This is a genomic window from Bradyrhizobium sp. SZCCHNS3016, from assembly GCF_032484535.1.
Lineage (GTDB): Bacteria > Pseudomonadota > Alphaproteobacteria > Rhizobiales > Xanthobacteraceae > Bradyrhizobium.
This window is the reverse complement of record NZ_JAUETE010000015.1, coordinates 37,429-62,709: the sequence shown is the minus strand read 5'-3', so window position 1 is coordinate 62,709 and position 25,281 is coordinate 37,429. Positions and strand designations below refer to the sequence as shown.

Below are 25,281 nucleotides of genomic sequence, written 5' to 3'. Positions count from 1 at the left end.
AATCTCGCCCGAGATGCCCGGCGCCCCAAGTGACGGATCCGACAAAGTCCGGTAAGTTTCCGCCAATGCCGCCAGCCGCAGCCAGCAGCCATCGTCATGATCCCGGCCTCGTCGCCGTCATTGCCTATGACGGGCTGTGCACGTTCGAGTTCGGCATCGCGGTCGAAGTGTTCGGACTGCCGCGGCCGGAGTTCGATTTCTCCTGGTATCGGTTCAAGGTGGTCTCGGCCGAGGGACGGCGGTCACGCGCGATCGGCGGCATCGTCGTTGAGGCCGGCGCGCCGCTCTCGCGCCTGAAGGACGCCCGCACGATCATCGTGCCGGGGTGGCGCGATCGCACCGAGCGGCCGCCCGAGCGCCTGCTGCGCGCCATCTCGCAGGCGGCTGCGCGCGGCGCGCGATGCCTGTCGATCTGCTCCGGCGTGTTCGTGCTCGCAGCCGCAGGCCTGCTGGACGGCAAACGCGCCACGACGCATTGGCGGCACATCCCCGACCTGAAGCGGCTCTACCCCCGCATTCAGGTCGAGGAGGACACGCTCTATGTCGACGAGGGCAACGTCATCACCTCGGCCGGCAGCGCGGCGGGCATCGACGCCTGCCTGCATCTGGTCCGGCGTGATTTCGGCAGCAAGGTTGCGAACACCGTTGCGCGGCGGCTGGTGATGCCGCCGCACCGGGACGGCGGGCAGGCGCAGTACGTCGTCGCACCGGTCCAGGCGCGCCCGGGACGGACGATCGGCGAGGTCATGGACTGGGCGCGTGCGCGACTGGCGCAGCCGATTGCGATCAGCGAGATGGCAAAACGCGCCGGGATGAGCGAGCGCACCTTGCTGCGGTCGTTCAAGGACAGCACTGGCGCGAGCCCTGCAGCCTGGCTGCAGCAGGAGCGCATGGCGCGGGCGCGGGAGCTGCTGGAGACTGCGACGCTCTCCCTGGCGGACATCTCGGCGCAGTGCGGCTACCGGTCGCTCGAAACGTTTCGCGTCGCTTTCCGTCGCATCGTCGGAACATCGCCCGCGGCGTATCGCCGGCGCTTCGAGGCGCGCCCGACATCAGCCAGCGTCGCTCGCTCAAGCCACCAGCGCGTTGCCAGATGAGGCACCGTCCATGGCATCTCGCTGCGCCTGCAACAGCCGGACGATGTCGACATTGGGCCGGGGCCGGCTGAACAGATAACCCTGCCCTTCATGGCAGCCCTCGGCGCGCAGGCAGCGCAGCTCGGCCTCGGTCTCGACGCCCTCGGCCGTGATGATGACGCCGAGCCCCTTGCCGAGGCTGACGATCGAGCGGACGATCGCCTGCGCCTCGCGATTGGCGGCGAGATCGCGGATGAAGGATTGGTCGACCTTGATCTTGTCGAACGGAAAGCTGCGCAGATAACTCAAGCTGGAATAGCCGGTGCCGAAATCATCCATCGAGATGCGGACGCCGAGCGCGCGCAGCGCATGCAGGGTCGCCAGCACCTGGCCGCTCTTTTCAAGCACCAGGGTCTCGGTGATCTCGAGCTCGAGCCGGCTCGGCGGCAGGCCCGACTGCTTCAGCACGTCCATGACCAGCGACAGCACGTTGCCGACGCGAAACTGCAGCGGCGACATGTTCACGGCGACGCGGACGTCGTCCGGCCATTTCGCGGCGTCGCTGCAGGCCTGGCGCAGCATCGCGCGTCCGAGCGCCGAGATCAGGCCGGTGTCCTCGGCGACCGGGATGAACTCCGACGGCGGGATCATGCCGCGCTCGGGATGCGGCCAGCGCACCAGCGCCTCGAACCCGGTGATGCGTCCGGTCGAGAGGTCGATCAGCGGCTGATAATGCGGCTGCAGCACGTCGCGCTGGATGGCCTCGCGCAGCTCGGATTCGATCTTGCGCCGGCTCTGCGCGCGGGCATCCATGCCGGGTTCGAAATAGCTGAAGGTGCCGCGCGTCTCGTTCTTCGCGCGCGACAGCGCCATGTCGGCGTTCTTGAGCAGCTTCTCGGCATCGTCGCCGTCGTTCGGCGCCATGGCGATGCCGATCGTGGCGCCGATCGTCACCGAGCTGCCGTCGATGAGATAAGGGTCGGCGATCGCCTGCAACAGCCGGCGGCAGAGCTGGGCCGCATCCTCCGGCCGTGCCTGCCCGCCTTGCACCACCGCGAACTCGTCGGAGTTGAGACGGGCAACGATGTCCTCCTGGCGCAGGATCGAGCGCAGCCGCTTGCCGACCCCGCGCAGCAGCCGGTCGCCGACGGCGTGGCCCAGCGTGTCGTTGATCGACTTGAAATTGTCGAGGCCGAGCACCAGCACGGCGATTTTCTCGGAGCCGCGCCGCATCTGGGCGAGCTTGTCATCGATCTTCTGGCGCAGCAGGTTGCGGCTCGGCAGGCCGGTCAGTGCATCGTGCTGGGCCAGGAAGGCGAGCCGCGCCTCGGCGCGCTTGCGTTCGGTGATGTCCATCAGCGCCAGCAGCACGGCGGGCTGGCTGTTGTGGACGAGATGGCGTGAATAGATCGCGAGATCGATCAGGGCGCCATCGGCGCGGACATGCTTCCAGGTGCGCGCCGCCTGCTCCTCGCCGGACTGCTCGCCGGCCCAGGGCGGCTCGCTCTCATAGGCCTGCAGGTTGCGGATGCTGAGCCGCTCGAAGGCGGCGCGGCTGTAGCCGTAATGCTGGGCCGCCGCTTCGTTGACGCCGAGCACGCGCCCATCATCCGTCGCGCAGACGATCATCGGCACCGGATTGCCGTCGAACAGCAGGCGGAACGACTCCTCGCGCTGCTTCAATTCGGTGATGTCGACGCGCAGGCCGACGATGCCGCCATCGGCGGTCAGGCGCTCCTCGATCAGAATGGTGCGGCCGTCGGACAATTTCTGCTCGTGGCGGCCGCTCGGCTGGAACAGCCTCTCCAGCCGCTCGGCGATCCATTCCTCCTCGCGCCCGGCGGCTTCCGGATAGTCGCCCCGCGCCACGCCGACCCGGATGGTGTCCTGCAGCCGCGCGCCGGCTTCGAACAGGTCCGAGCTGCGGTTGTAGATTTCGGCGTATTTCTTGTTCCAGAGAATGTAGCGGCCGTCGGCGTCGAGGAACACGATTCCCTCGGGAAGAATGTCGATCGCTTCGATGAGACGATCATGCGCCTTCTTCGCCTCCGCCATCGCCACTTCGGCGCACTTGCCCGCGCTCCCATCAACAGGGCCGAGGTTACGCAGGTTGTGCCGCCGCAATTTCGGGCTCGGCTTGACCGGGTGAATTGCATCGCGGGCGCTTGGCACGCGATTGCGTTTTTTTGCCGTGGGTGGCCGAACGGGCCGCATTGCGTGCCTCACTCTCCTTCTCGACGGGCAGTTTTCGGCCACGTTTCTGAAAAAATGGTATCTTGATGCGGGGCACGACAGCCACTGGTTACGGGAACAGGCAGCCACACTCGCGCTTTTGGAGAGCTGAGACTTGCGCGGAGGATCAACCAAGGGCTGCGGTACAACCAGCGATAAGTGACGTCGGTTGCCGTAGACCAAAAAAGACCCGCATACCGTGCAATGGCCCCGTACATGGTGTTCATTTACCGAACGAACTCACGCAATTGAGCCGTGTTCAGCCGGTTCCGCCAATCCGGCAGCAGGGTTAAAGTTAGGTTAAAGTGGCTCGAATGCCTGACGCTGACGCAGAATTGGGCATCTCGACCGGTCGGCAGCCGCTACACTCGCTCCATGCATGTCCGCCTGATTCTGGTCGCCATCATCGGTTCGGCCGTCATTGCCGCGACGGCTCCGGCCCATGCTCAGGACAAGGGCAGCGTCGAGCCGAAGGCCCTGCCGCCCTTGGCGCATCCGGACGATCCGAATACACCGGCCAAGGAGCTGTTCGCCCGCAGGATCCTGCCGTCGGCGCAACCGACCAAGGTGATTGGAACCTATAATCGCGGCTGCATCGCCGGCGCCGAGCGAATGCCGATCAATGGCGAGGGCTGGCAGGTGATGCGGCTGTCGCGCAACCGCAATTTCGGCCATCCCAACCTGATCGCGCTGCTGAAACGGCTGGCGACCCGCGCGCACAAGGATGCCGGCTGGCCCGGCATCCTGGTCGGCGACATCAGCCAGCCGCGCGGCGGGCCGGCGCTGAGCGGCCATGCCAGCCATCAGATCGGGCTCGACGCCGACATCTGGCTGACGCCCATGCCCGACCATCGGCTGTCGCGCAACGAGCGCGAGGAGATGTCGGCGGTCATGATGGTGCGGCCCGATCGCCTCGACGTCGATCCGCGCGTGTTCACGAAGGGCCACCTCGCCGTGATCCGCACCGCCGCGCAGGAGCGGTCGGTGCAACGCATCTTCGTCAACGCCGCGATCAAGAAGGCGCTGTGCCGTGACGCTAGGGGGGACCGCAGCTGGCTCACCAAAGTGCGGCCGTGGTGGGGCCACGACTATCATTTCCACATCCGCATGGTGTGCCCGCCGGGCAACCCGGACTGTCATGGCCAGACCGACCAGGAGGGCGGCGACGGCTGCGGTGACCTCGACTATTGGTTCTCGGACGCGGTGCTGCATCCGCCGCCGCCGAAAGAGCCGCCCAAGCCGCCGCAACCGATCACGATGGCGCAACTGCCGCCTGGCTGCCGGGCGGTGCTGCATGCGCCGGACGCCAAGAATTGATGCGGCCGAAAGCCGACGCGACGAAGGAGTCGCAAGAGCGGCTGGATCGCTCTCGGATGACGGCGCTCGCGCCGTGAGCGCGACGATCGAAGGGGATGACGGTCCCTCTAGCTCCTGTTATCGCGGTATCGAAATGCCGCGGGCCGCTGCGCGGCGTAACGGTAGCGAGTCCGTCATGATCCTGATCCGTCCCGCCGCGACTGCCCTCCTCCTCACGCTGGCCGCCAGCACGGTCGCGCTCGCCGCCGAACCGAGCGGCTGCGACAAGTTCAAATGGGACATCGCGCGCGAGCGTGCCGCCCTGACCGCAGCCGACCGCGAGAAGCTCGCATCGGGTGTGGAGGTCGCCACCATCCCTGCGACCGGCATCGTGCTGGAGCTGCGTCCGGCGGCTGAGGCCAAGCTGGCGATGCCGCCGGAACGCGCGCCCAAGGACGGCACTTTCGCCGGCCTCGCGCGGATTACCACGGCGCCCAAAGCCGGCGTCTACACGATCAGCCTGTCGGCCGCGGCCTGGATCGACGTCGTGCAGGACAGCAAGATCCTCAAGCCGGCCGGCTTCAGCGGCGCCATCGATTGCGACGGCATCCGCAAGACCATGAAGTACGAGCTGGGATCGCAGCCCTTCGTGCTGCAGGTCAGCGGCGCGCCGGAGAATGCGATCTCGATCGCCGTGCTGCCGGCGGCAGATTGACGCTCAGACGCCCGCGACCGACGACCAGACACTGGCCAGCCTGCGCTTCATCCGTTCCTTGCGCGTCAGCACCGGCACATCCTCCTCGTCCTCCGGCAGGCGCAGGCCGACCACGTTGACGCGGCCGCCGGAGATCGAGCGGGCGACCAGCACGATGGTGTCGAGCGCCAGGGTCGCGCCTTCCTTCGGCGCGTTGTCGAGATGGATGTCGAAATAGTCGGCGAGCGTCAGCTTGTCCTCGCCCTCGTCGAGCTTGACACCATAGATGCCTGCGACCTCGTCGAGCGTATGCTCGGCCGAGACCATGAAGTCGCCGAGCAGATGCGGGTCGGGCGCCGCCGACGGCGGCATGTCGACGAAGAAACGGTCGAGCGACTCGGCCTTTTCCGGCGGTGCCAGCAGATAGAGATAGTCGCCCGGCGCGATCGGCTCGGCCTCGGGCGGCGACAGAATCTGCTCGTTGCGGATCACCAGCGTCGGCTTCGACCAGGACGGGATCAGGCCGCGGCGGAAGTACAGGCTCTTGGAGCGGATCGAATAGCCGACCAGCTGCTGCTCGAGCTGGCCGGGCAGATCGAGCTCGATGCGGCGCGGGCCCCGATCGGTGCGCGGCAGCGCCACGTGCAGCTTGCGCGCGGCCACGCCGAGCGTCCAGCCCTGCGCGAGCAGCGAGATGATCACGACCACGAACGCGACGTCGAAATAGAGATAGGCCTTGGACAGCCCGACCAGCAGCGGGATCGAGGCGAGGAAGATCGCGACCGCGCCGCGCAGGCCGGTCCAGGCGATGAACGCCTTCTCCCGCCAGTTGAAGCGGAACGGATAGAGGCAGAGAAACACCGCGACAGGTCGCGCCACCAGCATCAGCATCAGCGCAACAGCGATCGCCGGCAGCAGGCTGTCGAGCAGCCGCTGCGGCGACACCAGCAGCCCGAGCAGCACGAACATCACGATCTGGGCGAGCCAGGTCGCGGCATCGAGGAAGGTGACGACAGAGTTGTGCGCGCGGGTCGGCCGGTTGCCGACGATGAGGCCGGCGAGATAGACCGCGAGGAAGCCGGAGCCGTGGGCGATCTGCGCCATGCCGAAGATGACCAAAGCGGCCGTAGTCACGAACGGCGCGTGCAGACCCTGCGGCAGCGCCACCCGGTTGAGGCCGATGACGACGAGGCGGCCGCCGACGATGCCGAACAGCGTGCCGAGCACCGCTTCGCGGACCAGCTCGAACGCGAAATGTCCGAACGAGCCGTTACCGACCGAGATCAGCTCGACCAGCATCAGCGTGAGGAACACCGCGAACGGATCGTTGCTGCCGGACTCCGCCTCCAGCGTGGCGCCGACGCGCGGGCGCAGCCGCAGGCCTTGGGCGTGCACCAGCAGGAACACGGCCGCGGCATCGGTCGAGGCGATGACGGCGCCGACCAGCATCGCCTCGGTCCAGCCGAGATCGAGGGCATATTTCGCCACCGGCGCGGTGATGAACGCGGTCATCAGCACGCCCACGGTGGCGAGCACCATCGAGGGCGCCAACACGGTACGGATGCTCTGGAAGCGCGTGCGCAGGCCGCCGTCGAACAGGATCAGCGCCAGCGCGACGGAGCCGACCAGATAGGTGGTACGGACGTCCTGAAATTCGATATGACCAGGGCCGGAATCGCCCGCCAGCATGCCGATGACCAGGAACACCAGCAGCAGCGGTGCGCCGAAGCGCAGCGCCAGCAGGCTCGACAGGATGCCGGCCATGACGAGGACCGCACCGAGGAGGATGGCAATGCTGACGGCGTCGAGGGATGTCATGAAAAAACGCTGATGAATCCGAGTTTTACATCCTTATCGTCGCCACACTTGCACGCCAACCGGATTTGCTCCTATCGCGGCGATATGCCCATTTTTCCATCCTCGGCCGTGTTCGGGGTATATCTCGCGGCAATCGCCCGTGACGAAAACGAACTAAATCCCGCTGATCCCGCCAACCCGCGCCACTGTTCCCCTCCGAGACCCCGCTGATGGACCTCGACCTGAAAGACGTTCTCGAATTCCTGCAGACCGTTGGCCGCTCGATCGGCGCCGAGGTCACCTCGCCGTGGTTCTACCTTCAACTCGGGCTGGTGCTGAGCGGCGCTGGCATTGCCTTTGCGGCACGTGCCGCCGTGCGCGCGCGCATCGACATGACCTCGCTGGCGATGGGCTGGCCGGGCCCGCTGCGGCAGCTGCTACGGGTGCTGCTGGAGAGCGTCGCCACGGTCGTGTTCGTGATCCTGATGCGGATCGCCCGCACCGGCATGTTGCTGTGGACTTGGCCGAGCCGCAGCTACCTGCTCGCCGTCGCGCTCAAGCTGGCGCTGGCCTGGCTCGTGATCCGGCTGATCACCTCGGTGATCCGCAGCACCTTCATCGTGCAGATCGTGTCGATCTCGGCCTGGCTGGTCGCCGCGCTCAGCATCATCGGCCAGCTCGACAACGTGGTCGACGCGCTCGATTCCATCTCGGTCGTGCTCGGCGGCCTCAGGCTGACGCCGCTGCTGGTGATCAAGCTCGGCGTGCTGCTGCTCGCGGTGCTGTGGCTGACCAACATCGCCAGCAATTTCGTCGAGAGCCGCATCACCCGCTCGACCGACCTGACACCGTCCATCCAGGTGCTCTTGATCAAGATGGTCCGCATGGGCCTGATGATCCTCGGCGTCGCGATTGCGATCAGCGCGGTCGGCATCAACCTGTCGGCGCTCGCGATCTTCTCGGGCGCCGCCGGTGTCGGTATCGGCCTCGGCCTGCAGCGCATCGTCGCCAATTTCGTCGCCGGCATCATCCTGCTGGCCGACAAATCGGTGAAGCCGGGCGATCTCGTCACCATCGGCGACAGCTCGGGGCGCATCAGCGCGATGAACACGCGCTACATCTCGGTCGCCGCCGGCGACGGTCGCGAGTTCCTGATCCCGAACGAGGACCTTGTCACCCAGAAGGTGACCAACTGGACCTACACCGACAAGAACACGCTGGTGAAGGTCAATTTCGGCACCAACTACGACGCCGATCCCCGGGTCGTCTGCAAGCTCGCCACCGAGATCGCGGCCGAGACGCCGCGCACCTTGAAATCGAAGGCGCCGAACTGCCTGCTGACCGAGTTCACCGAGGCCGGCATGAAGTTCTCGCTGACCACATGGATCGCCGACCCCAGCTACATGGACAGCGTCAAGAGCGAGGTGATGCTGGCGCTGTGGGAGGCATTCAAGCGCGAGGGCATCAGGGTGCCGTATCCGGTGCGAGAGCTTCGCGTTCGCGGCGGTGCGCTGCCGGTGGAGACCACGCTGGAGGTGCCGACCGGCTAGGCCGGCAGATCCGGCCGTGCACACCCGGCTTGCACCGGCCGGCACGATCATTAAATTAGGCGATCACCCCCGCGACACCCCTGAGAACGAAACAGGCCCATGAACTATATCGAAGCGACCGACACAACTGCGCGCAAGAACGGCCAGATCAAGCTGCACGGCCCGAGCGGCTTTGCCGGCATGCGCAAGGCCGGCGCGCTGGTGTCGAGGTGCCTCGATGCGCTCACCGACATCGTCAAGCCGGGCGTGCCAACCTCGCGGATCGACGATTTCGTCCGCGACTTCGCCTTCAGCCACGGCGCCTATCCGGCGACGCTGATGTATCGCGGCTATCGCTATTCGACCTGCACGTCGATCAACCACGTGGTCTGCCACGGCATGCCGAACGACCGGCCGCTGAAGGAAGGCGACATCATCAACGTCGACGTCACCTTCATCGTCGACGGCTGGTACGGCGATTCGAGCCGCATGTATGGGATCGGCCCGATCGCGCGCAAGGCCGAGCGGCTGATCGAGGTCACCTACGAATCGATGATGCGCGGCATCGCCGCGGTGAAGCCCGGCGCCACCACCGGCGACATCGGCCATGCGATCCAGAGCTTCGTCGAGCCGCAGGGCATGAGCGTGGTGCGCGACTTCTGCGGCCATGGCCTCGGCCGGCTGTTCCACGACGAGCCGAACATCATCCATGTCGGCCGCCCCGGCGAGGGCGTGCTGCTCAAGCCCGGCATGTTCTTCACCATCGAGCCGATGATCAATCTCGGCAAGCCGCATGTGAAGATCCTGTCCGATGGCTGGACCGCGGTGACGCGGGACCGCTCGCTGTCGGCGCAGTTCGAGCATTCGGTCGGCGTCACCGCCGATGGCGTCGAGATCTTCACGCTGTCCGAGCGCCATGGCGAGAAGCCGCTGACGCAGGTGTGAGCGCCGCCTCGGGCCGAATGGTCGCCGGGCGTCCGATTGTTGCCATGTCCGGCTGATCGACTGCCGCCTCCATCGCATGCGATTGCGGGAGGCAGCTCTGACCATCGCAACACGCCGTGGCGTTCTCGGCCTTCTCTCCGCGGGCGCAGCGCTGCTGACGCCGTCGGCGCGCGCCGCGTCGGAGACAGTTCCTGCATCGGCGAATGCCGACGATGCCTGCATCCTGACGCCGCAGTCGGAGTCGGGACCCTATTATCTCGATCCCAAGCTGGTGCGCGCCGAGATCGCCGAGGACCGGCCGGGCGTCCCGCTCAGGCTGCGCCTTCGCGTCATCGACGCCGGCTCCTGCGCACCGATCCCGGGCGCACGGGTCGACGTCTGGCACTGCGACGCCCGCGGCATCTATTCGGGTTATCCCGGCCAGAGCGACAATCACAAGCTCGACCAGAGCGGCAAGACGTTCCTGCGCGGCACCCAGATGGCCGATGCCGCCGGCTGGGCCGGCTTCAGGACGATCTATCCCGGCTGGTATGCCGGTCGCGCCACCCACATCCACTTCAGGGTGTTTGTCGACGAGGCCACGGTGTTGACGGGACAGACCTTCTTTCCCGAGGCGCTGAACGAGTTCATCTACACCAACGTGCCCGACTACACCGGACGGCCTAAGCAGCGGCTGGTCATCAATGCCAACGACCGCGTCGCGACCGAGGCCGATCCCGATCACCGCGCGCATTGCGCGGTGAAGGAGGAGCGCGACCATTATCTCGCGACCCTGACGCTCGCGGTGGGCCGCAACCCGGCCGCCGCGGTCGAGATGCCCACCGGCAAGCTGCCACCGGCGCCGTGGATCAAGGACCGGCTGGCGGCGCTGGTGCCCGGGCTGAAGCGCAGCCCGTTCTGATCAATCCGGTTCGGTGAACTGATAGGCCAGCGCGGCGAGCGGCAGCGCCGTGCCGAATGCGGCGGCGGCCGTCCAGCCGCCATGCGCATAGGCCCACGCGCCGAGGCCCGACCCTGCTGCGCCCGCGACGAAGAAGGTGGTCATGTAGAGCCCGTTGAGCCGGCTGCGCTGGCCTGCGCCGAGCACGAACAGCACGCGATAGCCGAGAATGAGGCTGAGCTGCGCGCCGCAATCGATCGCGATGGCGGCGATCACCAGCGAGATCAACGACCAATTCGTTCCGAGCGGGACCAACAGTGTCAGCGCGAACCCGGCAGCGCACAGCACCATCGACGCGACCGTCGCCGGCCTCGTCCAGCCGCGGTCGGCGATGCGGCCGGCCACCGGTGCCATGATCGCGCCGGCGACGCCGGCCAGCGCGAACAGGGCGATGCCGGTCTGCGACATCCGGAAATCGGACCCGGCCAGCAGCAGCGGTGACGTGGTCCAGAACACGCTGAAGCCGCCGAACAGCGCAGCCTGGTACAGCGCCCGGCGGCGCAGCGCCGGCGTGTCGCGATAGAGGTCCACCATCGAGCCGAGCAGCTGGCCATAGCTCAGCCGCGCCTGCGGCTCACGCGGCGGCAGGGTCAGGCGCAACACGACGGCAAGGATCACCATGGCGAGGGCCGAGGCCGCATAGATGACGTGCCAGGAGGCATGGGCCGCGACGAAGCTCGCGAGCGGCCGCGCCAGCATGATGCCGAGCATCAGACCGGTGGTGACATTGCCGACGGCGCGGCCGCGGATCGCCTCCGGCGCCATATGGCCGGCATAGGGGATCAGGATCTGCACCGCGACCGAGCCGAAGCCGATCAGCAGCGCCGAGAGCAGGAATGTCGATGGGCTCGTCGCCAGGGCCGCACAGCCGAGTGCGACGGCGCCGACGATGATGGTCGTGATGACGAGCTTGCGGTTCTCGATGAGGTCGCCGAGCGGCACCACGAACAGCAGACCCGCGCCGTAGCCGATCTGGCTCATCGTCACCAGCAGTCCCGCGAGCTGCGGCCGCAGCCCGAGGTCGGCGCTGATCGGCCCGATCAACGGCTGCGCATAATAGATGTTGGCGACGATCAGCCCGCAGGAAAAGGCCAATAGCAACGTAATCCAGGCGGACAGCGAGTCGCCGGAATCGGACGTGATGGTGGTCAACGCGGATCTCTCTCGAGCGGAAACGGCAGGCCATAGGGCCTTATGAGAACAGAGGCTGTCGAGCTGTGATTTTGCATCGCAGCATTCAAGCCCGACATAGGTGCTGAGGTCCCCCGCACCAACTCACGTCTACGTGGGCGCTGCATCGCGCAAGCCGGAACGGAGGGAGCAGGCAATCGAGGCCGCTAGCGCATGCCACGCGCTGACGTTTCGGTCTCTTCGGTGCGCCGGCCGCCGATCAGCCGCGGCAGCAGCATCGGCACGCGCTGGCGGTAGCGCCGATAGCTCTCGCCGAACTCGGCAACCAGGTCCCGTTCCTCGAGCTGCAGCCCGATCAGGATGTAGGCCGTGCTGAGGACCGCGAACAGCAAATGACCGACCGACATCTCCGGCGTGGCCCAGAACGCGAGCAGGAAGCCCAGCATCAGCGGGTGGCGCACCAGGCGATACAGCAGCGGGGTCTTGAACGGCTGCGCCGTCGCATCGGTCCCGCGGAGGGCGAGGACGGCCTGCCGCAGGCCGAACAGATCGAAATGATCGATCATGTAGGTCGAGCTGAGCGCGATGAGCCAGCCGAGCCAGTGGACGCCGGTCAGCACGGCCGCGGCGGCGCCCTCGACGCGCCAGACCGGGATCGGGATCGGGCGCCATTGCCAGAACAGCAGCAGCAGGATCACGCTGGACAGCAGGACATAGGTGCTACGCTCGGCCGCCGCCGGAATGATGCGCGTGAACCACTGTTTGAAGGCCGGACGCGCCATCACGCTGTGCTGGGCCGCAAACAGCGCCAGCAGCAGCACGTCGACGACGACGGCCTCGGTCACGGTGCTGGACACGCCCACGTCGATCGACTTGGCCGTGAGATAGTTGTAATTGCCGACGAAACCGACCGCCCAGACGAACGACCCAAGAAAGACGGCATAGCTCGTGATGGCGTAGAGCATGATGAGGAGACGTCCGGACATGAATGTTTCCTTGTTGCATCGAGGACGGCATGGCCGTGATCGAGACGCCCGATACTGGGATCGTTCACGTCCCGCGCGAGCCTGAGCCTTACCAATCGACCGTCCCCCGAGCGTCCCCCGGACGCAGCCATGCAGGTCGCACGACAATGGTTCAGTTCCGCGTCCGGACATTCGGCTTTCCCGAGCTGCATCGCGACGGCCAGCCATGCCCGCTGTCGCTGCGCAAGGGCCTCGCTCTGCTGGTCTATCTGGCGGAGGCCAAGGGCCCCGTCGCGCGGGACGTTCTGGCGACGATGCTCTGGCCCGAGAGTTCCGAGGAGGTGGCGCGGGCGCGGCTGCGGCGCCTGCTGCACCGGCTCCAGCTCACGCTCGGCGACGGCTGCCTCACCATCGATCGCGCGACGATTCGGTGGGCGGCCGCGGTCGAGCTGGAGGTCGAATCCGGGCTGTTCGAAACGGCGTGCGACCGCGGCGAATTCGAGCTGGCCTGCCGCCTCTATGCAGGTGACTTCCTCGACGGCTTCACGCCCGGCGATTGTCCGCAGTTCGAGGAATGGGCCTTCTTCCGGCGCGAAGCCTTGCGCGGCCGGGCGGTCCAGGCGCTGGAGCGCGTGGTGCAGGACCGCAGCGCGGCCGGTGACCATGCCGCGGCGGCGGCCCACGCCCGGCGCCTCGTCGCGTTCGATCCGCTCAGCGAGGTCTATGGCCGCGCCCTGATCCGCAGCCTGCTGCTGGCCGGCGACCGCGCCGCCGCCGAGCGTCATCTCGACGCCCTGACACAGCGCCTGCGCGACGAGCTCGGCGTCTCCCCCGAACCGGATACGCTGGCGCTGCTGACGCAGGGCGTCGCGGCGCAAGGCGAGAGCGCGCCGCCGACGCGCTATGTCCTGGGCGACGGCGTTCATCTGGCCTATCAGACCTACGGCACCGGTCCGCTGGACATTCTGCTGCTGCCCGGCTTCGTCTCGCATGTCGAGCGGATCTGGGAGGAGCCGCGCTGTCGGGCCTTGCTGTCCGCGCTCGCCAGAATCGGCCGTCTGATCCTGTTCGATCGCCGCGGCATCGGGCTCTCCGACCGGGTCGGTTTCAGCCCCAGCGTGGAGGCGACGGCGCGGGACATCGCGACCGTGCTCGACGCCGCCGGCAGCCGGCGCACGGTGCTGCTCGGCGCCTCCGAGGGCGGACCGGCCTGCATCACCTTCGCGGCCGACCATCCCGAGCGTGTCGCCGGGCTGATCCTGTTCGCCTCGCTGGCCAAGGGCAGCGCGACATCAGACTATCCGCATGCGCTGCAGGCCGGCCAGTACAGCATCTGGCTGCGACAGCTCGTGGCCGAATGGGGCGGACCGGCGGGCATCGAGACGTTCGCACCGAGCCTGGCCGGCGATCCCCAGGCGCGGGCCTGGTGGGCCGGACTGCTTCGCGCGGCATCCAGCCCCGGCGCCATCAAGGGCCTGCTCGAAGCCTTCAGGGATATGGACGTCCGCCACCTGCTCGCCCGGGTCTCTGCACCGACCCTGGTGCTGCACCGACGCCGTGACCGCGCCGTACTCGTCGGGGCCGGGCGACATCTCGCCAGCCATATCCGCCACGCGCGCTTCGTCGAGCTCGACGGCGCCGACCATTGGATGTTCGCCGGCGACCAGAGGCCGGTCCTCGCCAGCATCGAAGCCTTCATCGGCAGTCTGCAGCCATAAGCAGGATCGCCCGACGGACGAGAAGGACGTCGTCCGGTGCTACTCACGCTCGTGATCCTGTTCGGCCTCGGGCGGCTGCTGTTCTGGCTCGACTATGCCAGGGGCGCGGCGGGCCGCGCCTTCGGCGTTGCGCTCACCTTCTACCCCACAGCGTTCTCGCTCATCATCGGCCTCATCCTCGTGCTGACCGGGCGCGCGGCCTAGCAAGGCGCGCCCTGCGGCGCGCGAGCACTTCGAGGTTGCAAAAATGCGGCATCACGGCATGCTGACGCCGATGCCCGAGAAAGCCCCTCCTCCCAACGATACGCCGCCGGACACGCCGCACTATCACGGCCACCGGCAGCGGCTGCGCGAGCGCTTTCACAGCGCCGGTCCCGACGCCCTCAACGACTACGAGCTCTTGGAGATGGTGCTGTTCGCCGCGCTGCCGCGGCGAGACGTCAAGCCGCTGGCGAAGGCGCTGCTGAAGACGTTCGGATCGTTCGCCGAGGTGATCCACGCGCCGGAGCCGCGGCTGCGCGAGATCGACGGCGTCGGCGACGCCTCGATCACCCAGCTCAAGCTGATCGCCGCCGCCGCGCACCGCATCGCCAAGGGCGAGGTGCGGCAGAAGCACGCGCTGGCGTCATGGCAGGACGTCATCACCTATTGCCGCACTAGCATGGCGTTCGCCGACAAGGAGCAGTTCAGGCTGTTGTTTCTCGACAAGCGCAACCAGCTGATCGCCGACGAGGTGCAGCAGACCGGCACCGTCGATCACACGCCGGTCTATCCGCGCGAGGTGATCAAGCGCGCGCTCGAATTGTCGGCCACTGCGATCATCCTGGTGCACAATCACCCTTCGGGCGACCCGACGCCGTCGCAGGCCGACATCCGGATGACCAAGACGATCGTGGAGATCGCTAAGCCGCTCGGCATCACGGTTCACGATCACATCATCGTCGGCAAGAACGGCCACACCAGCCTGAAGAGCATCGGGGTGATGTGAAGGCGCGACGCCGACGAGACGACGCATGCAGCGTGCTGCGGTCGGAGCCGCCAAAAGATCGCCGCGGGATAGACGAAACGTCGGGCCGCGTTGAACCGGCCGTCTTCCCACGTCGGCTAACGCTGGCGAAGCGTGGAGAGGAATGACGGATGCGCGCGGCCTTCATCGGACTGATCCTTGGCGTCCTGACCGTCACGGCGGCGGCTGCCTACGACGCCAACGATCCCGCCAATTGCAATGGCATCGGCTGGGACGATGCGCGGCCACTCGTCGTCGCCAAAGTGAGCGGCCAGCCGCGCGTGAATTTCGTCAAGAGCCCCTATGACGATGACTTCAAGGCCGCAGGCTGTCCCGCTGCGACCGACGCCTGCCGGAAGAAGGCGTACCTCGTCGGCGACGACCTCGTGCTGGTCGGCAGGACCCACGGCGATTTCGTCTGCGTCAGCTACCAGGCGCCGCGTGCGAAGGCCCAGATCTGGACCACCGGCTGGCTGCCGCGCGCAGCCCTCACCACCGTCGCGCCAATGGCCGCGCCGGCAATGTCCGACTGGGCCGGAAGCTGGGAGCATCCGGGAGGGGGACTGACGATCAGGAAAGAGGCCGGCAACCGGTTCAGGATCGAAGGCGATCAGGTGCTGCCGGCCGGTCGCGAGTTGCGCAACGGATCGCTCGGCGCGACGGCAGAGCCCAAGGGCGGCCTCATCGCCTTCGTCGACGACGGCAGCACGCCGTTCGATCGGCCGAATGCCGGCGACGAGTGCCGCGTGCGTCTGCAGCGCATCGGCGCGCTTTTGCTGGTCGAGGACAACAATGATTGCGGCGGTGCCGGCGTCAGCTTCACCGGACTCTATCACCGCAAATAGCCGCTGACGGCTTACGCCCAGCGACGCGCCATCGCCACGCAGACGACGACGATTCCGGCTGCGGCGATCATCGTGGCCGACACCGGCTCATGCAGCAGCAGGCTCGCGAAACCGAGGCCGAGGAAGGGCTGCAGCAATTGCAGCTGGCCCACCGTCGCAGTACCGCCGCGCGCGAGCCCGCGGTACCAGAAGGCGAAGCCGATGAACATGCTGAAGACGGAGACATAGGCGAGGCCCAGCCACGCCGCGGCCGTGATGTCATGTGACGCGCCGGGCAGCGTCAGCACCGCCATCGATAGCATCAGCGGTGCAGACAACAGCAGCGCCCACGAGATCACCTGCCAGCCGCCGAGCCGGCGCGTGAGCATGGCGCCCTCGGCATAGCCCAGGCCGCAGACGATGATCGCGGCGATCATGGCGAGATCGCCGATCGGCGCCGCGACGCCGTCCTGCGACAGGGCGAAGCCCGAGACCGCCGCAGCGCCAAGGGCTGCGAACAGCCAGAACAACGGCCGCGGCCGCTCGCCGCCGCGCAGCACGCCGAACAAGGCGGTCGACAGCGGCAGCAGACCGACGAACACAATCGCATGGGCCGAGGTGATGTGCTGGAGCGCGAGCGCCGTGAGCAGCGGAAAGCCGATGACCACACCGAGCGATACGATCCCAAGCGACACCAGATCACGCCGGCCGGGCAGCGGCTGCCGCAACAGCAAAAGACAAAGCGCAGCCAGCACGGCCGCGAGCGTCGCGCGTGCGCCCGTCAGGAACAGCGGCGCAAAACCCTCCAGCGCCGCCCGCGTGGCCGGCAGCGAGCCGCTGAAGATCGTCATGCCGACGATGCCGCTCCCCCAGCCTTCGATCGATCCCTTCATGCACGGCTCCTCCTCGCAGATCCCATAGCCGGATCGGGCTTGTTGCGGCAGTCACAGACCGATACAATTTCGACATTCTGTACTGATGCAGGAGGCAATACACTTTGGAATCAAGGACGCTCGAGTCCCGCCGAGACGGCACGCGGACCACCGCCGTGGTCGATGCGATCCGGCAGCGTCTGGCGACGCGCGCGCTCGACGTCGGCCAGCGCCTGCCGTCGATCCGCGCCTTCGCCGCGGCGATGGGCGTCTCGCCGGCCACCGTCGTCGAGGCCTATGACCGGCTCGCCGCCGAAGGGGTCATCCGGGCCCGGCGCGGCTCCGGCTTCTATGTCGCCGACACGGCGCTGCCGCCGCTGGCCCTCGCCGATCGCGAGCCGCGCCGGCCGCGCGCGGTCGATCCGTTCTGGGTGTCGCGGCAGTCGCTCGACGCCGGGCCGGGAACGCTGACGCCCGGCTGCGGCTGGCTGCCGGCCGAGTGGATGCCGCAGGACGCGCTGCGGCGCGCGGTCCGCACGCTGGCGCGCGGCGGCGGCCCAGTGCTGAGCGACTACGGCGCGGCGCGAGGATCGGCGGCGTTACGACGGCTGCTGCAGGGCCGCCTTGCCGGCCTCGGCATCGACGCGTTCAGCGAGCAGTTGGTGCTGACCTCGTCCGGCACGCAGGCGATCGACCTGATCTGCCGCATGCTGCTGCGTCCCGGCGACGCCGTGCTCGTCGACGATCCCTGCTACTTCAATTTCCTTGCGTTGCTGCGCGCGCATCAGGCACGGATCGTCAGCGTGCCGATGACGCCGGGCGGACCCGACGTCGCGCGGTTCGAGGCGATGCTCGCAGCCGAGCACCCGCGGCTCTACATCACCAATTCCGGCCTGCACAATCCGACCGGCGCGACGCTGTCGCTGCAGACCGCTCACCGGCTGCTCAACGCCGCCGCCGCGCACGACACGATCATCATCGAGGACGACATCTACGGCGATTTCGAACCCGAACCATCGCCGCGGCTCGCCGCGCTCGACGGGCTCACGCGGGTGATCCTGGTCGGCAGCTTCTCCAAGACGCTGTCGGCCTCGGTGCGCTGCGGCTACATCGCGGCGCGCGCGGACTGGATCGAGCCGCTGATCGACCTGCAGATCGCGACCGGCTTCGGCGGCCCCGGACAGTTCGCCGCGGAGACACTGACCCAGGTGCTGACCAGCGGCAGCTACCGCAAGCACATCGAGGAGCTGCGCGCTCGGCTTGCGCGGGCGCGGCCACGCGTGGCAGCACGGCTGCAGCGCATCGGCATCGCGCCCTGGCTGATGCCGCGCGGCGGCTTTCATCTGTGGTGCAGGTTGCCGGACGGCTGTACGGCGATCGAGGTGGCCCAGGCCGCGCTCGAGGAACATGTGGTGCTCGCGCCCGGCGACGTCTTCAGCGCGGCGCAGTCCGCCGCGACGATGATGCGCTTCAACGTCGCGCATTGCGAGGATCCGCGCGTCATCAACGTGCTGGAGCGCGCGACCAAGCCACCGGCCGCGCGTTCATCGCGCCGCCAGGCGGTCAATTCAGCCGACCGGTGAGACCTAGTAGCAGTAGCGCGGATGTGCGCGGACCCATGAGCCGTCGCCGCGTTGCAAATAGCAGCCATTGCGATAGGAATAGTAGCCGCCACGACGGCGCTCGCCATCGGCCGCGATTGCAGCTCCGGTGCCGGCCCCGATCACGGCGCCGATCGCAGCGCCCCGGCCGCCGCCGATTGCGCCGCCCAGGATCGCTCCGCCGGCGCCGCCGAGGATTGCTCCGCCGAGCACGTCCTGCGCAACAGCCTGATGCACCGGCGCGACGACGGCGAGCGTGAGCAGCGCCGCAGCGCCAAGGCGGGTAGCAAAGGGAATCCCCAGACGTCGGATCATGGACAGGCCTCCGTTCCGGGCACGCTAGTCCGCCCGGCGTGGCCGTTCTTGATGCAGATCAAGGCGACGTCAAGGCAGGGCAATCCCCGGCGTGCCACGTGACGCATCATGCCGCCACGCGCTGATCCTGCGTGCGGTCCTCGATGATGCTGAGCAGATATTTCGGCTCGCCCTCGCCGATCGAGACCGGCAGCCGGCGCACGACGATGTCGCGCGGACCATTTCCGGGTGTGAGGATGCTATGGGCTCGCGGCTCATCGTCGCCGCGCCCTGCGAGCTGTTCGCGGGCGGCTTCCTCGAGGATTGCGCCGGTCGGCGCGGAGAACAGTTCGCCCGGCGTGCGGCCGATGATGTCGGTGCGCGGCACGCCGAACAGACGCTCGGCGGCGCGATTGACGAACATGTAGCGCAGCGACTGCGCATCCTTGGCCAGCACCGCCTGCGGGATGTTCTCCAGCAATGCGGCGAGGAAATATTCGGCGCGCGCGAGCTTGCGCTCGGCACGGCGCTGCGCGGTGAAATCCTCATGCGTCGCGATCCAGCCGCCGCCGTCCATCGGACGCTCCGAGATGCGGATGATGCGGCCGTCGGCGAGCTCGACCTCGACGATCTCGGCCCTTCGCTCCTTCATGCGCTCCCGCAGCGCGGCGAGGAACTCCGACGGCTTCTCGCGCAGCAGGCCTAGCTTGGCGCGATGTGCGAGAATCTCGCGTACATGCGCACCGGGCTTCGCAACCGAGGCAGGAACGCCGTAGAGCTTGCGGTACTGCTCGTTGACGATCAGCACATAGCCGAAGCTGTCGAGCATGATCAGGCCCTGGGCCATGTTGGCAACTGCGGCATCCAGACGCTGCTGGTTGCTGAGCGCGCCCTGCTCCAGCCGCTCGTGCTCGCGCAGGATGTCGGCGTGCTGGCGCTCGATCTCGACCTCGTGCTGCTCGAGCTCCTGAATCCGGAAGGCGCCGTTCTGGAAAGTCTCCACCGCATGGGCGACCCGTCCGATCTCGTCATGGCGCCGCGCATGCGGAATCTTGAGCTTGATGCGGCCGGCGGCGATGCGGTCGGTGACGCGGGCGATGTCCAGCAGCGGCATCAGCACGCCCCAGCGCAGCGCCAGCGCCGCAGCCGCGATCAGCACGATGATCACCGCCCCGAGCGCGCCCAGATAGAACGCGGCCATGCCGCGCGCGTCGGCAGCCTCGCCGAGCTCGCGGGTGCGGCCGGCATAGAGCCGTGACAATTTCTCGAGGTCCTCGTTGAGCGCGGTGCGCACCGCGCGATTCTCGTCATTGTCGCCGAGTTCGCGCGCCGCCGACGATCCGACCGAGATCGTCTGCCGCGCCATCTCGGTGCGGAATGCGACGAACTGATCGATCCGCTTCCTGAACGGGGCGAACAGCGCGGCGTCGTCATCTGTGACCCGGCTTTCCCATTCGTCGACCACCTTGCTCAGCTGCGCAATCTTCGCAAGCTGCGAGTCGGCGTAGCGCCGCGCGACGGTGCGGTCCAACGACATGTAGATGCCGCGCGATTCCATCACGACCGCGTAGATCAGCGCGTTGGTGCGCTCGATGTTGCGGGCCGCAATGGAAAGCGCTTCGAGCCGGTCGTAGAACAGGCGCTGCTCGCGCAGCGCCGACAGCGCGCCCAGGGTCGACAGCATCACCAGGACGGCGAACGCGGCCGCAGCCGCAGAGATCTTGTCGTTGAGGCTGAACGACGGCAGCGACCTGTTGAACCGGCGCAACAACTCACGCATGGCGGGCCCCCTCGATGGAGCGCAACCATCAGACGCAAGATGCGTAAACAACAAGTTCCAATCGGTGGAACAGGCGCGTAACCGACCGTTAACCAAATCCGATGCCGGAAGAGGCCTACCCACCGCGCGGCAAGGGCGCTCAACGGCGCGCGTCTCGCCCTACTGCCTGAGCATGATCAGCGGATTGGCGCTGTCGGGCACCAGCCGCCACTGCGCATTGTCGTCCGCCTCGAACCGCCACGTCTCGCCGCGGTCCGACATCAGCATCATCTGGCCGTGCTCGAGCCGCCACTGGCTGGGCGCGAACGCTGCGATCATGGGGTCGCATTTCGGCTTCACGAACACCTGGAAATTGTCGTGGCCGGCGTCGTTGTTGGTCAGCACCAGGCTGCAGATCGTGGCGCCGTTGCCGCGGACCATGGCCCAATCGCCGATCATCTGGTCCATCGATTTGGCCAGCGACCGCGCCGCCGCCAGGTTCTGCAGGATGTAGACGCCTTCGCCCTGGCGCAGGCCCTCGAAGATGCCGGCCTCGACCTCGGTGAAGTCGATCACCGCCTCGCCGTTGGCGGCCTGGAGACTGACGATGTCGAGGCCCTTCACGTTCCAGCCGGCGATGTCCTTGGTGAAGGGCAGCGCGGCGGCACAGCCCGGCTCCAGCTCGAGCTTCTGCCCGCGCGGCGCCGCGTCCGGCCTCAAGGTCACGACACAGGTCTTGCTGCGCTCGGTGGTCGCAAGCTCCCACTGCCCGATCATCGCTTTCTTCAGGCCGGCGGCGTCCTGCGCAACGGCCGGGACGCCCGCCACTGACGACAGCAGCGCGATCAGCATTGGGAGCGAACGTTTCATCAGCGGCCTTTCACCGGCGTTTCCGGAACGGGCGTCAGCGGCGGCTTGCCGGCAAACCAGACCTTGAGATTGTCGACCACCAGCTGATCCATCGCGTTGCGGGTTACGATGGCAGCCGAGCCGATGTGTGGCAGCAGCACGACATTGTCCATCGCCTTGAGCTCGTCGGGCACCGCCGGCTCCTTCTCGAACACGTCGAGGCCGGCCGCGAGAATCGCGCCGGATTTCAGTGCCTCGACCAAAGCCTGTTCGTCGATCACCGAGCCGCGGGCGACGTTGACGACGACGCCGCGCGGTCCGAGCGCCTTCAGCACCTCGGCATTGACGATCCGGTTGGTGCCGGCGCCGCCGGGCACGATCACGATGAGCGTGTCGACGTCCTTCGCCATCGCGAGCAGGTCGGGATAGTGCTTGTTGGCGACACCGGCCGCCGGATTGCGCGAGTGATAGACGACGGGGACCAGCGAGGCTTCGAGCCGGCGCGCGATCGCCTGGCCGATGCGGCCCATGCCGACCATGCCGACGGTGCGGTCGCGCAGCGAGCCGACGCTGAGCGGATAGGGCTTCGACGTCCACTCGCCGGAGCGCACGAAGCGGTCGGCCTTGATGAACTCGCGGCAGGTGGCGATCAACAGGCCCATCGCGACGTCGGCGACCTCCTCGGTCAGGACATCGGGCGTGTTGGTGACGATGATGCCGTGCTGACCCGCATGGGCGGCCGCGATGTGGTCATAGCCGACGCCGAAGCTTGCGATCATCTCCAGCTTCGGCAGCATCGCCATCACGGCGGCATCGGTCTTCACGGTGTGGAAGGTCACGGCGACGCCGCGGATCCGCCCTTTCACGTCCGCTGGCAGCGCTTCGAGATCGGCCTGTGTCGTCGCATGGTGCACAGTGAAGCTGTCCGGGAAACCCTTTTCCAGGATCGGCCGCAGCGGCCCATAGATCAGAACATCGATCTTGTCAGACGAAGTGGCCGCCATCAGTTGTCCTTTCCAAGAGCACTTTCGTGCCAGCGCCGCAAAACGAGGTGCGAAACTAGCGCCAGCAAGCCATAGATGACAATCCCGGCGACCGACAGCAGCACCAGCGCGGCGAACATGCGGGGTATGTTGAGACGATAGCCGGATTCTGCGATGCGATAGGCGAGGCCCGATCCCGCACCGGCGCTGCCGGCGGCGATCTCGGCGACGACGGCGCCGATCAGCGACAGTCCGCCGGCTATGCGCAGACCGCCGAGAATATAGGGCAGAGCGGCGGGCAATTTCAGATGGCGCAAGGTCTGCCAGCGCGAGGCGCCGTAGAGCTGGAACAGGCCAGCGAGATTGCGATCGACCGAGTTGAGCCCGAGCGCGGTGTTGGACAGCACGGGGAAGAAGCCGACAATCCAGGCGCACACGACCACCGCGGTCTGCTGCGGCAGATAGATCAGGAGCAGCGGCGCAACCGCGATCACGGGGGTGACCTGCAGCACCACGGCATAGGGAAACAACGCCCATTCCAGCCATCTCGACTGGTTGAACAACAGCGCCAGCGCGATGCCGCCGAGCGCGGCAGCGATGAAGCCTTCGAGCGTCGTGATCAGTGTCGTCAGCAGCGACTGCGCCAGAATGTCCCAGTCGGCAACCAAGGTCTTCAGAATGAGCAGCGGCCCCGGGAGCACATAAGGCTGGATGCCGTTGACGCGCACCACCAACTCCCACGCCGTCATCGCTGCGACGAAAACCAAGGCCGGAAAGGCGAGGCTCGCCAGCCGCGCTGCCGCGACGAACGTTCTCTGCTCTCGTACGCCGCTCACAGCGCATGCACCCCGGTGTAGGCCGGCGCCAACGCGTCCGAGACGCGGCGGCAATATGCGGCGTAGTCCGGCGAGGCGCGGAACGCATCATCGCGCGCGTCGACGTCGATCCGGATCTCGGCGCTGAGCCGGCCGGGCCGCGCCGTCATCACCAGCACGCGCTGTGACAGGTAGACCGACTCGAACACCGAATGGGTGACGAACAGGACGGTCATGTTCAGGCTGCGCCACAGCGCCAGCAGGTCGTTGTTGAGGCGGAAGCGCGTGATCTCGTCGAGGGCCGCGAACGGCTCGTCCATCAGCAGGATGTCGGGCCGTGTCACCAGCGCTCGCGCCAGCGAGGCGCGCATCTTCATGCCGCCGGACAATTCGCGCGGGAATGCATCGGCAAAATCCGACAGGCCGACCTGCGCCAAGGCGGCATCGATCCGCGGCCGTGCCTCCGTGGCCGGGACATGCGCAAGCTTCAACGGCAAGCCGACATTGTCGCGCACGCTGGTCCAGGGCATCAAGGTCGGCTCCTGGAACACGAAGCCGATGCGATGGCCCGGATGCGTCTCGGACGCTGACGCCGCGACGTCGACCGTACCGCCACTCGGGCTCGCAAGCCCGGCGATCAACCGCAACGCCGTCGACTTGCCGCAGCCGGAGGGGCCGAGCAGCGAGACGAACTCGCCTTTGGAAATCGTCAGATCGATCGGCCCCAGCGCGGCGACGCCGGACTCGTACACCTTGGTGACGCCGCGCAGGCGTACCGCGGTCGCAACGGCGCGCTCGGACGAGGGAGGTGAGCTCATGTGCTGAAAGCGCCGCTCAAGCGTCCTACTTCTTCGGCCGGAGATCGATGCCGACGCCCTTGTTGACGAAACGCAGCGTATAGGACTTGCGATAGTCGATCGTCGACTTGACCACGCCGGCCCGCACCATCTTGTCGAAGAAGCTGGCGATGCGCTCCTCCGTCATGGCGCCGATGCCCTTCTCCACGCTGTCGCCGGAATCGACGATGCCGTACTCCTTCATCTTGGCGACCGAATAGGCCAGCAGGTCGTCGGTCATCTCCGGGTTCATCTTCTTGATCAGCGCATTGCCCGCGGAATTGTCGCCGTAGATGTAGTTGTACCAGCCGAGGATCGAGGCATCGACGAAACGCTGCACCAGGTCCGGCTTGCTCTCGATCAGGTCGCGCCGCGTCTCGATCAGGGTCGAATAGGTGTTGAAGCCGTTGTCTGCGAGCAGGATCACGCCGGGCTTGAAGCCGGCGGCGCGCTCGACCGCGAACGGCTCTGATGTCACGTAGCCCTGCATCGCGCTCTGCGCGGTGGCGATGAACGGCTGCGGATTGAACGTGTAGGGACGCACGTTCTTCTCCGAGAAGCCGTATTCGGATTTCAGCCACTGATAGTAGCTGGAGATGCCTTCCTTGGAGACGAACAGGGTCAGCGGCTTCAGCTCGTCGAGCTTGGTGATCCTGGACTCCGGATGCGTCAGGAACACCTGCGGGTCCTTCTGGAACATCGCGGCGATCGACACCACCGGCACGTTGTTGGCCACCGCGTCGAACGACATCAGCGTGTTCGCGGCCATGAAAAAATCGATCTTGCCGGAGATCAGCAGCATGCGGTTGTTCTCGTTCGGACCGCCCGGCACGATCGTCACGTCCAGACCGTAGCGCTTGTAGGTGCCGTCGGCGACCGCCTGGAAGAAGCCGCCATGCTCGGCCTCGGCGACCCAGTTGGTGCCGAACGAGACCTTGTCCAGGGTCTGGGCCTGGGCCACCGAGATCATCCCGCCCAAAGTCCCGCCGAGGACCAGCAATGCCGCCATTAACGTTCGCGGCAGAAGCGCCTGCGCCATGTCTGGTCTCCCCGGTTCTTTCTGGCTGAACATGTTAAGATCGTTCGGGTGATAACTACCCTGCTCCACGGACGAAGGAA

Annotated in this window: 23 protein-coding genes; 11 read left to right on the top strand and 12 right to left on the bottom strand. The window is 67.1% G+C overall.

The features are described from left to right. The first annotated feature begins 65 nt into the window (after positions 1-65). Positions 66-1,097: a transcriptional regulator FtrA gene (ftrA, locus tag QW881_RS25545; RefSeq protein ID WP_315753856.1), complete on the top strand. Its 1,032-nt coding sequence runs from the start codon at positions 66-68 to the stop codon at positions 1,095-1,097. Here ftrA and QW881_RS25540 read toward each other — a convergent pair. After that, on the bottom strand, positions 1,071-3,290 hold the full coding sequence (locus QW881_RS25540; protein ID WP_315753858.1) for a putative bifunctional diguanylate cyclase/phosphodiesterase: 2,220 nt from the start codon (positions 3,288-3,290) through the stop codon (positions 1,071-1,073). The two genes, ftrA and QW881_RS25540, sit on opposite strands and share 27 nt — an antisense overlap. A 393-nt stretch (positions 3,291-3,683) precedes the next feature. Between QW881_RS25540 and mepA the strand changes: the two genes are divergently transcribed. Together mepA and QW881_RS25530 are read left to right on the top strand one after the other, a co-directional pair. Beyond that, positions 3,684-4,625 carry a penicillin-insensitive murein endopeptidase gene (gene mepA / locus QW881_RS25535; protein ID WP_315753860.1) on the top strand — a complete coding sequence of 314 codons (942 nt, stop codon included), beginning with the start codon at positions 3,684-3,686 and terminating at the stop codon, positions 4,623-4,625. Positions 4,626-4,800: 175 nt separating this feature from the next. After that, the gene (locus QW881_RS25530) at positions 4,801-5,319 is read left to right on the top strand and encodes a hypothetical protein (RefSeq protein ID WP_315753862.1); all 519 of its coding nucleotides are present in this window, start codon (positions 4,801-4,803) and stop codon (positions 5,317-5,319) included. Between the two features lie 3 nt (positions 5,320-5,322). On the opposite strand, the gene QW881_RS25525 is transcribed toward QW881_RS25530, so the two are convergent. After that, complete coding sequence (locus QW881_RS25525; RefSeq protein ID WP_315753864.1) at positions 5,323-7,116, bottom strand: potassium/proton antiporter; 1,794 nt, start codon at positions 7,114-7,116, stop codon at positions 5,323-5,325. Positions 7,117-7,325: 209 nt separating this feature from the next. Between QW881_RS25525 and QW881_RS25520 the strand changes: the two genes are divergently transcribed. The 3 genes from QW881_RS25520 (at position 7,326) to QW881_RS25510 (ending at position 10,470) form a co-directional block, all read left to right on the top strand. Further along, on the top strand, positions 7,326-8,645 hold the full coding sequence (locus tag QW881_RS25520) for a mechanosensitive ion channel family protein (protein ID WP_315735015.1): 1,320 nt from the start codon (positions 7,326-7,328) through the stop codon (positions 8,643-8,645). Positions 8,646-8,744: 99 nt separating this feature from the next. Next, a complete protein-coding gene (map, locus tag QW881_RS25515; RefSeq protein WP_315735018.1) occupies positions 8,745-9,569 on the top strand; it encodes a type I methionyl aminopeptidase in 825 nt (274 codons plus the stop codon). 97 nt (positions 9,570-9,666) lie between these two features. Further along, positions 9,667-10,470: an intradiol ring-cleavage dioxygenase gene (locus QW881_RS25510; RefSeq protein WP_315753987.1), complete on the top strand. Its 804-nt coding sequence runs from the start codon at positions 9,667-9,669 to the stop codon at positions 10,468-10,470. Here the strand turns inward: QW881_RS25510 and QW881_RS25505 are convergent, their stop codons facing one another. Both QW881_RS25505 and mddA read right to left on the bottom strand, forming a co-directional pair. Beyond that, positions 10,471-11,661, bottom strand: a complete 1,191-nt coding sequence (locus QW881_RS25505) for an MFS transporter (RefSeq protein ID WP_315753867.1) — start codon at positions 11,659-11,661, stop codon at positions 10,471-10,473. Between the two features lie 185 nt (positions 11,662-11,846). Beyond that, positions 11,847-12,626 carry a methanethiol S-methyltransferase gene (gene mddA / locus QW881_RS25500; protein ID WP_315753870.1) on the bottom strand — a complete coding sequence of 260 codons (780 nt, stop codon included), beginning with the start codon at positions 12,624-12,626 and terminating at the stop codon, positions 11,847-11,849. 146 nt (positions 12,627-12,772) lie between these two features. On the opposite strand from mddA, the gene QW881_RS25495 reads away from it, so the two are divergent. The 4 genes from QW881_RS25495 to QW881_RS25480 all read left to right on the top strand — a co-directional run bounded on the left by QW881_RS25495 (position 12,773) and on the right by QW881_RS25480 (position 16,174). After that, positions 12,773-14,323: an alpha/beta fold hydrolase gene (locus tag QW881_RS25495; RefSeq protein WP_315753872.1), complete on the top strand. Its 1,551-nt coding sequence runs from the start codon at positions 12,773-12,775 to the stop codon at positions 14,321-14,323. Between the two features lie 36 nt (positions 14,324-14,359). Beyond that, positions 14,360-14,527, top strand: a complete 168-nt coding sequence (locus tag QW881_RS25490) for a hypothetical protein (RefSeq protein WP_315753874.1) — start codon at positions 14,360-14,362, stop codon at positions 14,525-14,527. 70 nt (positions 14,528-14,597) lie between these two features. Next, complete coding sequence (gene radC / locus QW881_RS25485; protein WP_315735722.1) at positions 14,598-15,311, top strand: RadC family protein; 714 nt, start codon at positions 14,598-14,600, stop codon at positions 15,309-15,311. 149 nt (positions 15,312-15,460) lie between these two features. Next, on the top strand, positions 15,461-16,174 hold the full coding sequence (locus QW881_RS25480; RefSeq protein WP_315753876.1) for a hypothetical protein: 714 nt from the start codon (positions 15,461-15,463) through the stop codon (positions 16,172-16,174). Between the two features lie 11 nt (positions 16,175-16,185). On the opposite strand, the gene QW881_RS25475 is transcribed toward QW881_RS25480, so the two are convergent. Next, on the bottom strand, positions 16,186-17,046 hold the full coding sequence (locus tag QW881_RS25475) for a DMT family transporter (RefSeq protein WP_315753878.1): 861 nt from the start codon (positions 17,044-17,046) through the stop codon (positions 16,186-16,188). Positions 17,047-17,201: 155 nt separating this feature from the next. On the opposite strand from QW881_RS25475, the gene QW881_RS25470 reads away from it, so the two are divergent. Beyond that, positions 17,202-18,608, top strand: coding sequence for a PLP-dependent aminotransferase family protein (locus tag QW881_RS25470; RefSeq protein ID WP_315753880.1), 1,407 nt, complete (start codon positions 17,202-17,204; stop codon positions 18,606-18,608). 3 nt (positions 18,609-18,611) lie between these two features. On the opposite strand, the gene QW881_RS25465 is transcribed toward QW881_RS25470, so the two are convergent. The 7 genes from QW881_RS25465 to QW881_RS25435 all read right to left on the bottom strand — a co-directional run bounded on the left by QW881_RS25465 (position 18,612) and on the right by QW881_RS25435 (position 25,171). Next, positions 18,612-18,941 carry a hypothetical protein gene (locus QW881_RS25465; RefSeq protein WP_315753882.1) on the bottom strand — a complete coding sequence of 110 codons (330 nt, stop codon included), beginning with the start codon at positions 18,939-18,941 and terminating at the stop codon, positions 18,612-18,614. A 106-nt stretch (positions 18,942-19,047) separates the two neighbouring features. Further along, entirely contained in the window at positions 19,048-20,700 is a 1,653-nt protein-coding gene (locus QW881_RS25460; protein WP_315753884.1) for a PAS-domain containing protein, read from the bottom strand. Positions 20,701-20,859: 159 nt separating this feature from the next. Next, complete coding sequence (locus tag QW881_RS25455) at positions 20,860-21,456, bottom strand: AprI/Inh family metalloprotease inhibitor (protein WP_315753989.1); 597 nt, start codon at positions 21,454-21,456, stop codon at positions 20,860-20,862. 92 nt (positions 21,457-21,548) lie between these two features. Next, positions 21,549-22,532 (bottom strand): 2-hydroxyacid dehydrogenase, encoded by a 984-nt coding sequence (locus QW881_RS25450; protein WP_315753887.1) that lies wholly within the window; start codon positions 22,530-22,532, stop codon positions 21,549-21,551. Next, entirely contained in the window at positions 22,532-23,260 is a 729-nt protein-coding gene (locus tag QW881_RS25445; RefSeq protein WP_409997693.1) for an ABC transporter permease, read from the bottom strand. The genes QW881_RS25450 and QW881_RS25445 overlap by 1 nt, the downstream gene beginning before the upstream one ends. Before the next feature lie 83 nt (positions 23,261-23,343). Continuing rightward, entirely contained in the window at positions 23,344-24,144 is an 801-nt protein-coding gene (locus QW881_RS25440) for an ABC transporter ATP-binding protein (protein ID WP_315753889.1), read from the bottom strand. Positions 24,145-24,169: 25 nt separating this feature from the next. After that, complete coding sequence (locus QW881_RS25435; protein WP_315753991.1) at positions 24,170-25,171, bottom strand: ABC transporter substrate-binding protein; 1,002 nt, start codon at positions 25,169-25,171, stop codon at positions 24,170-24,172. Positions 25,172-25,281: the final 110 nt, after the last annotated feature.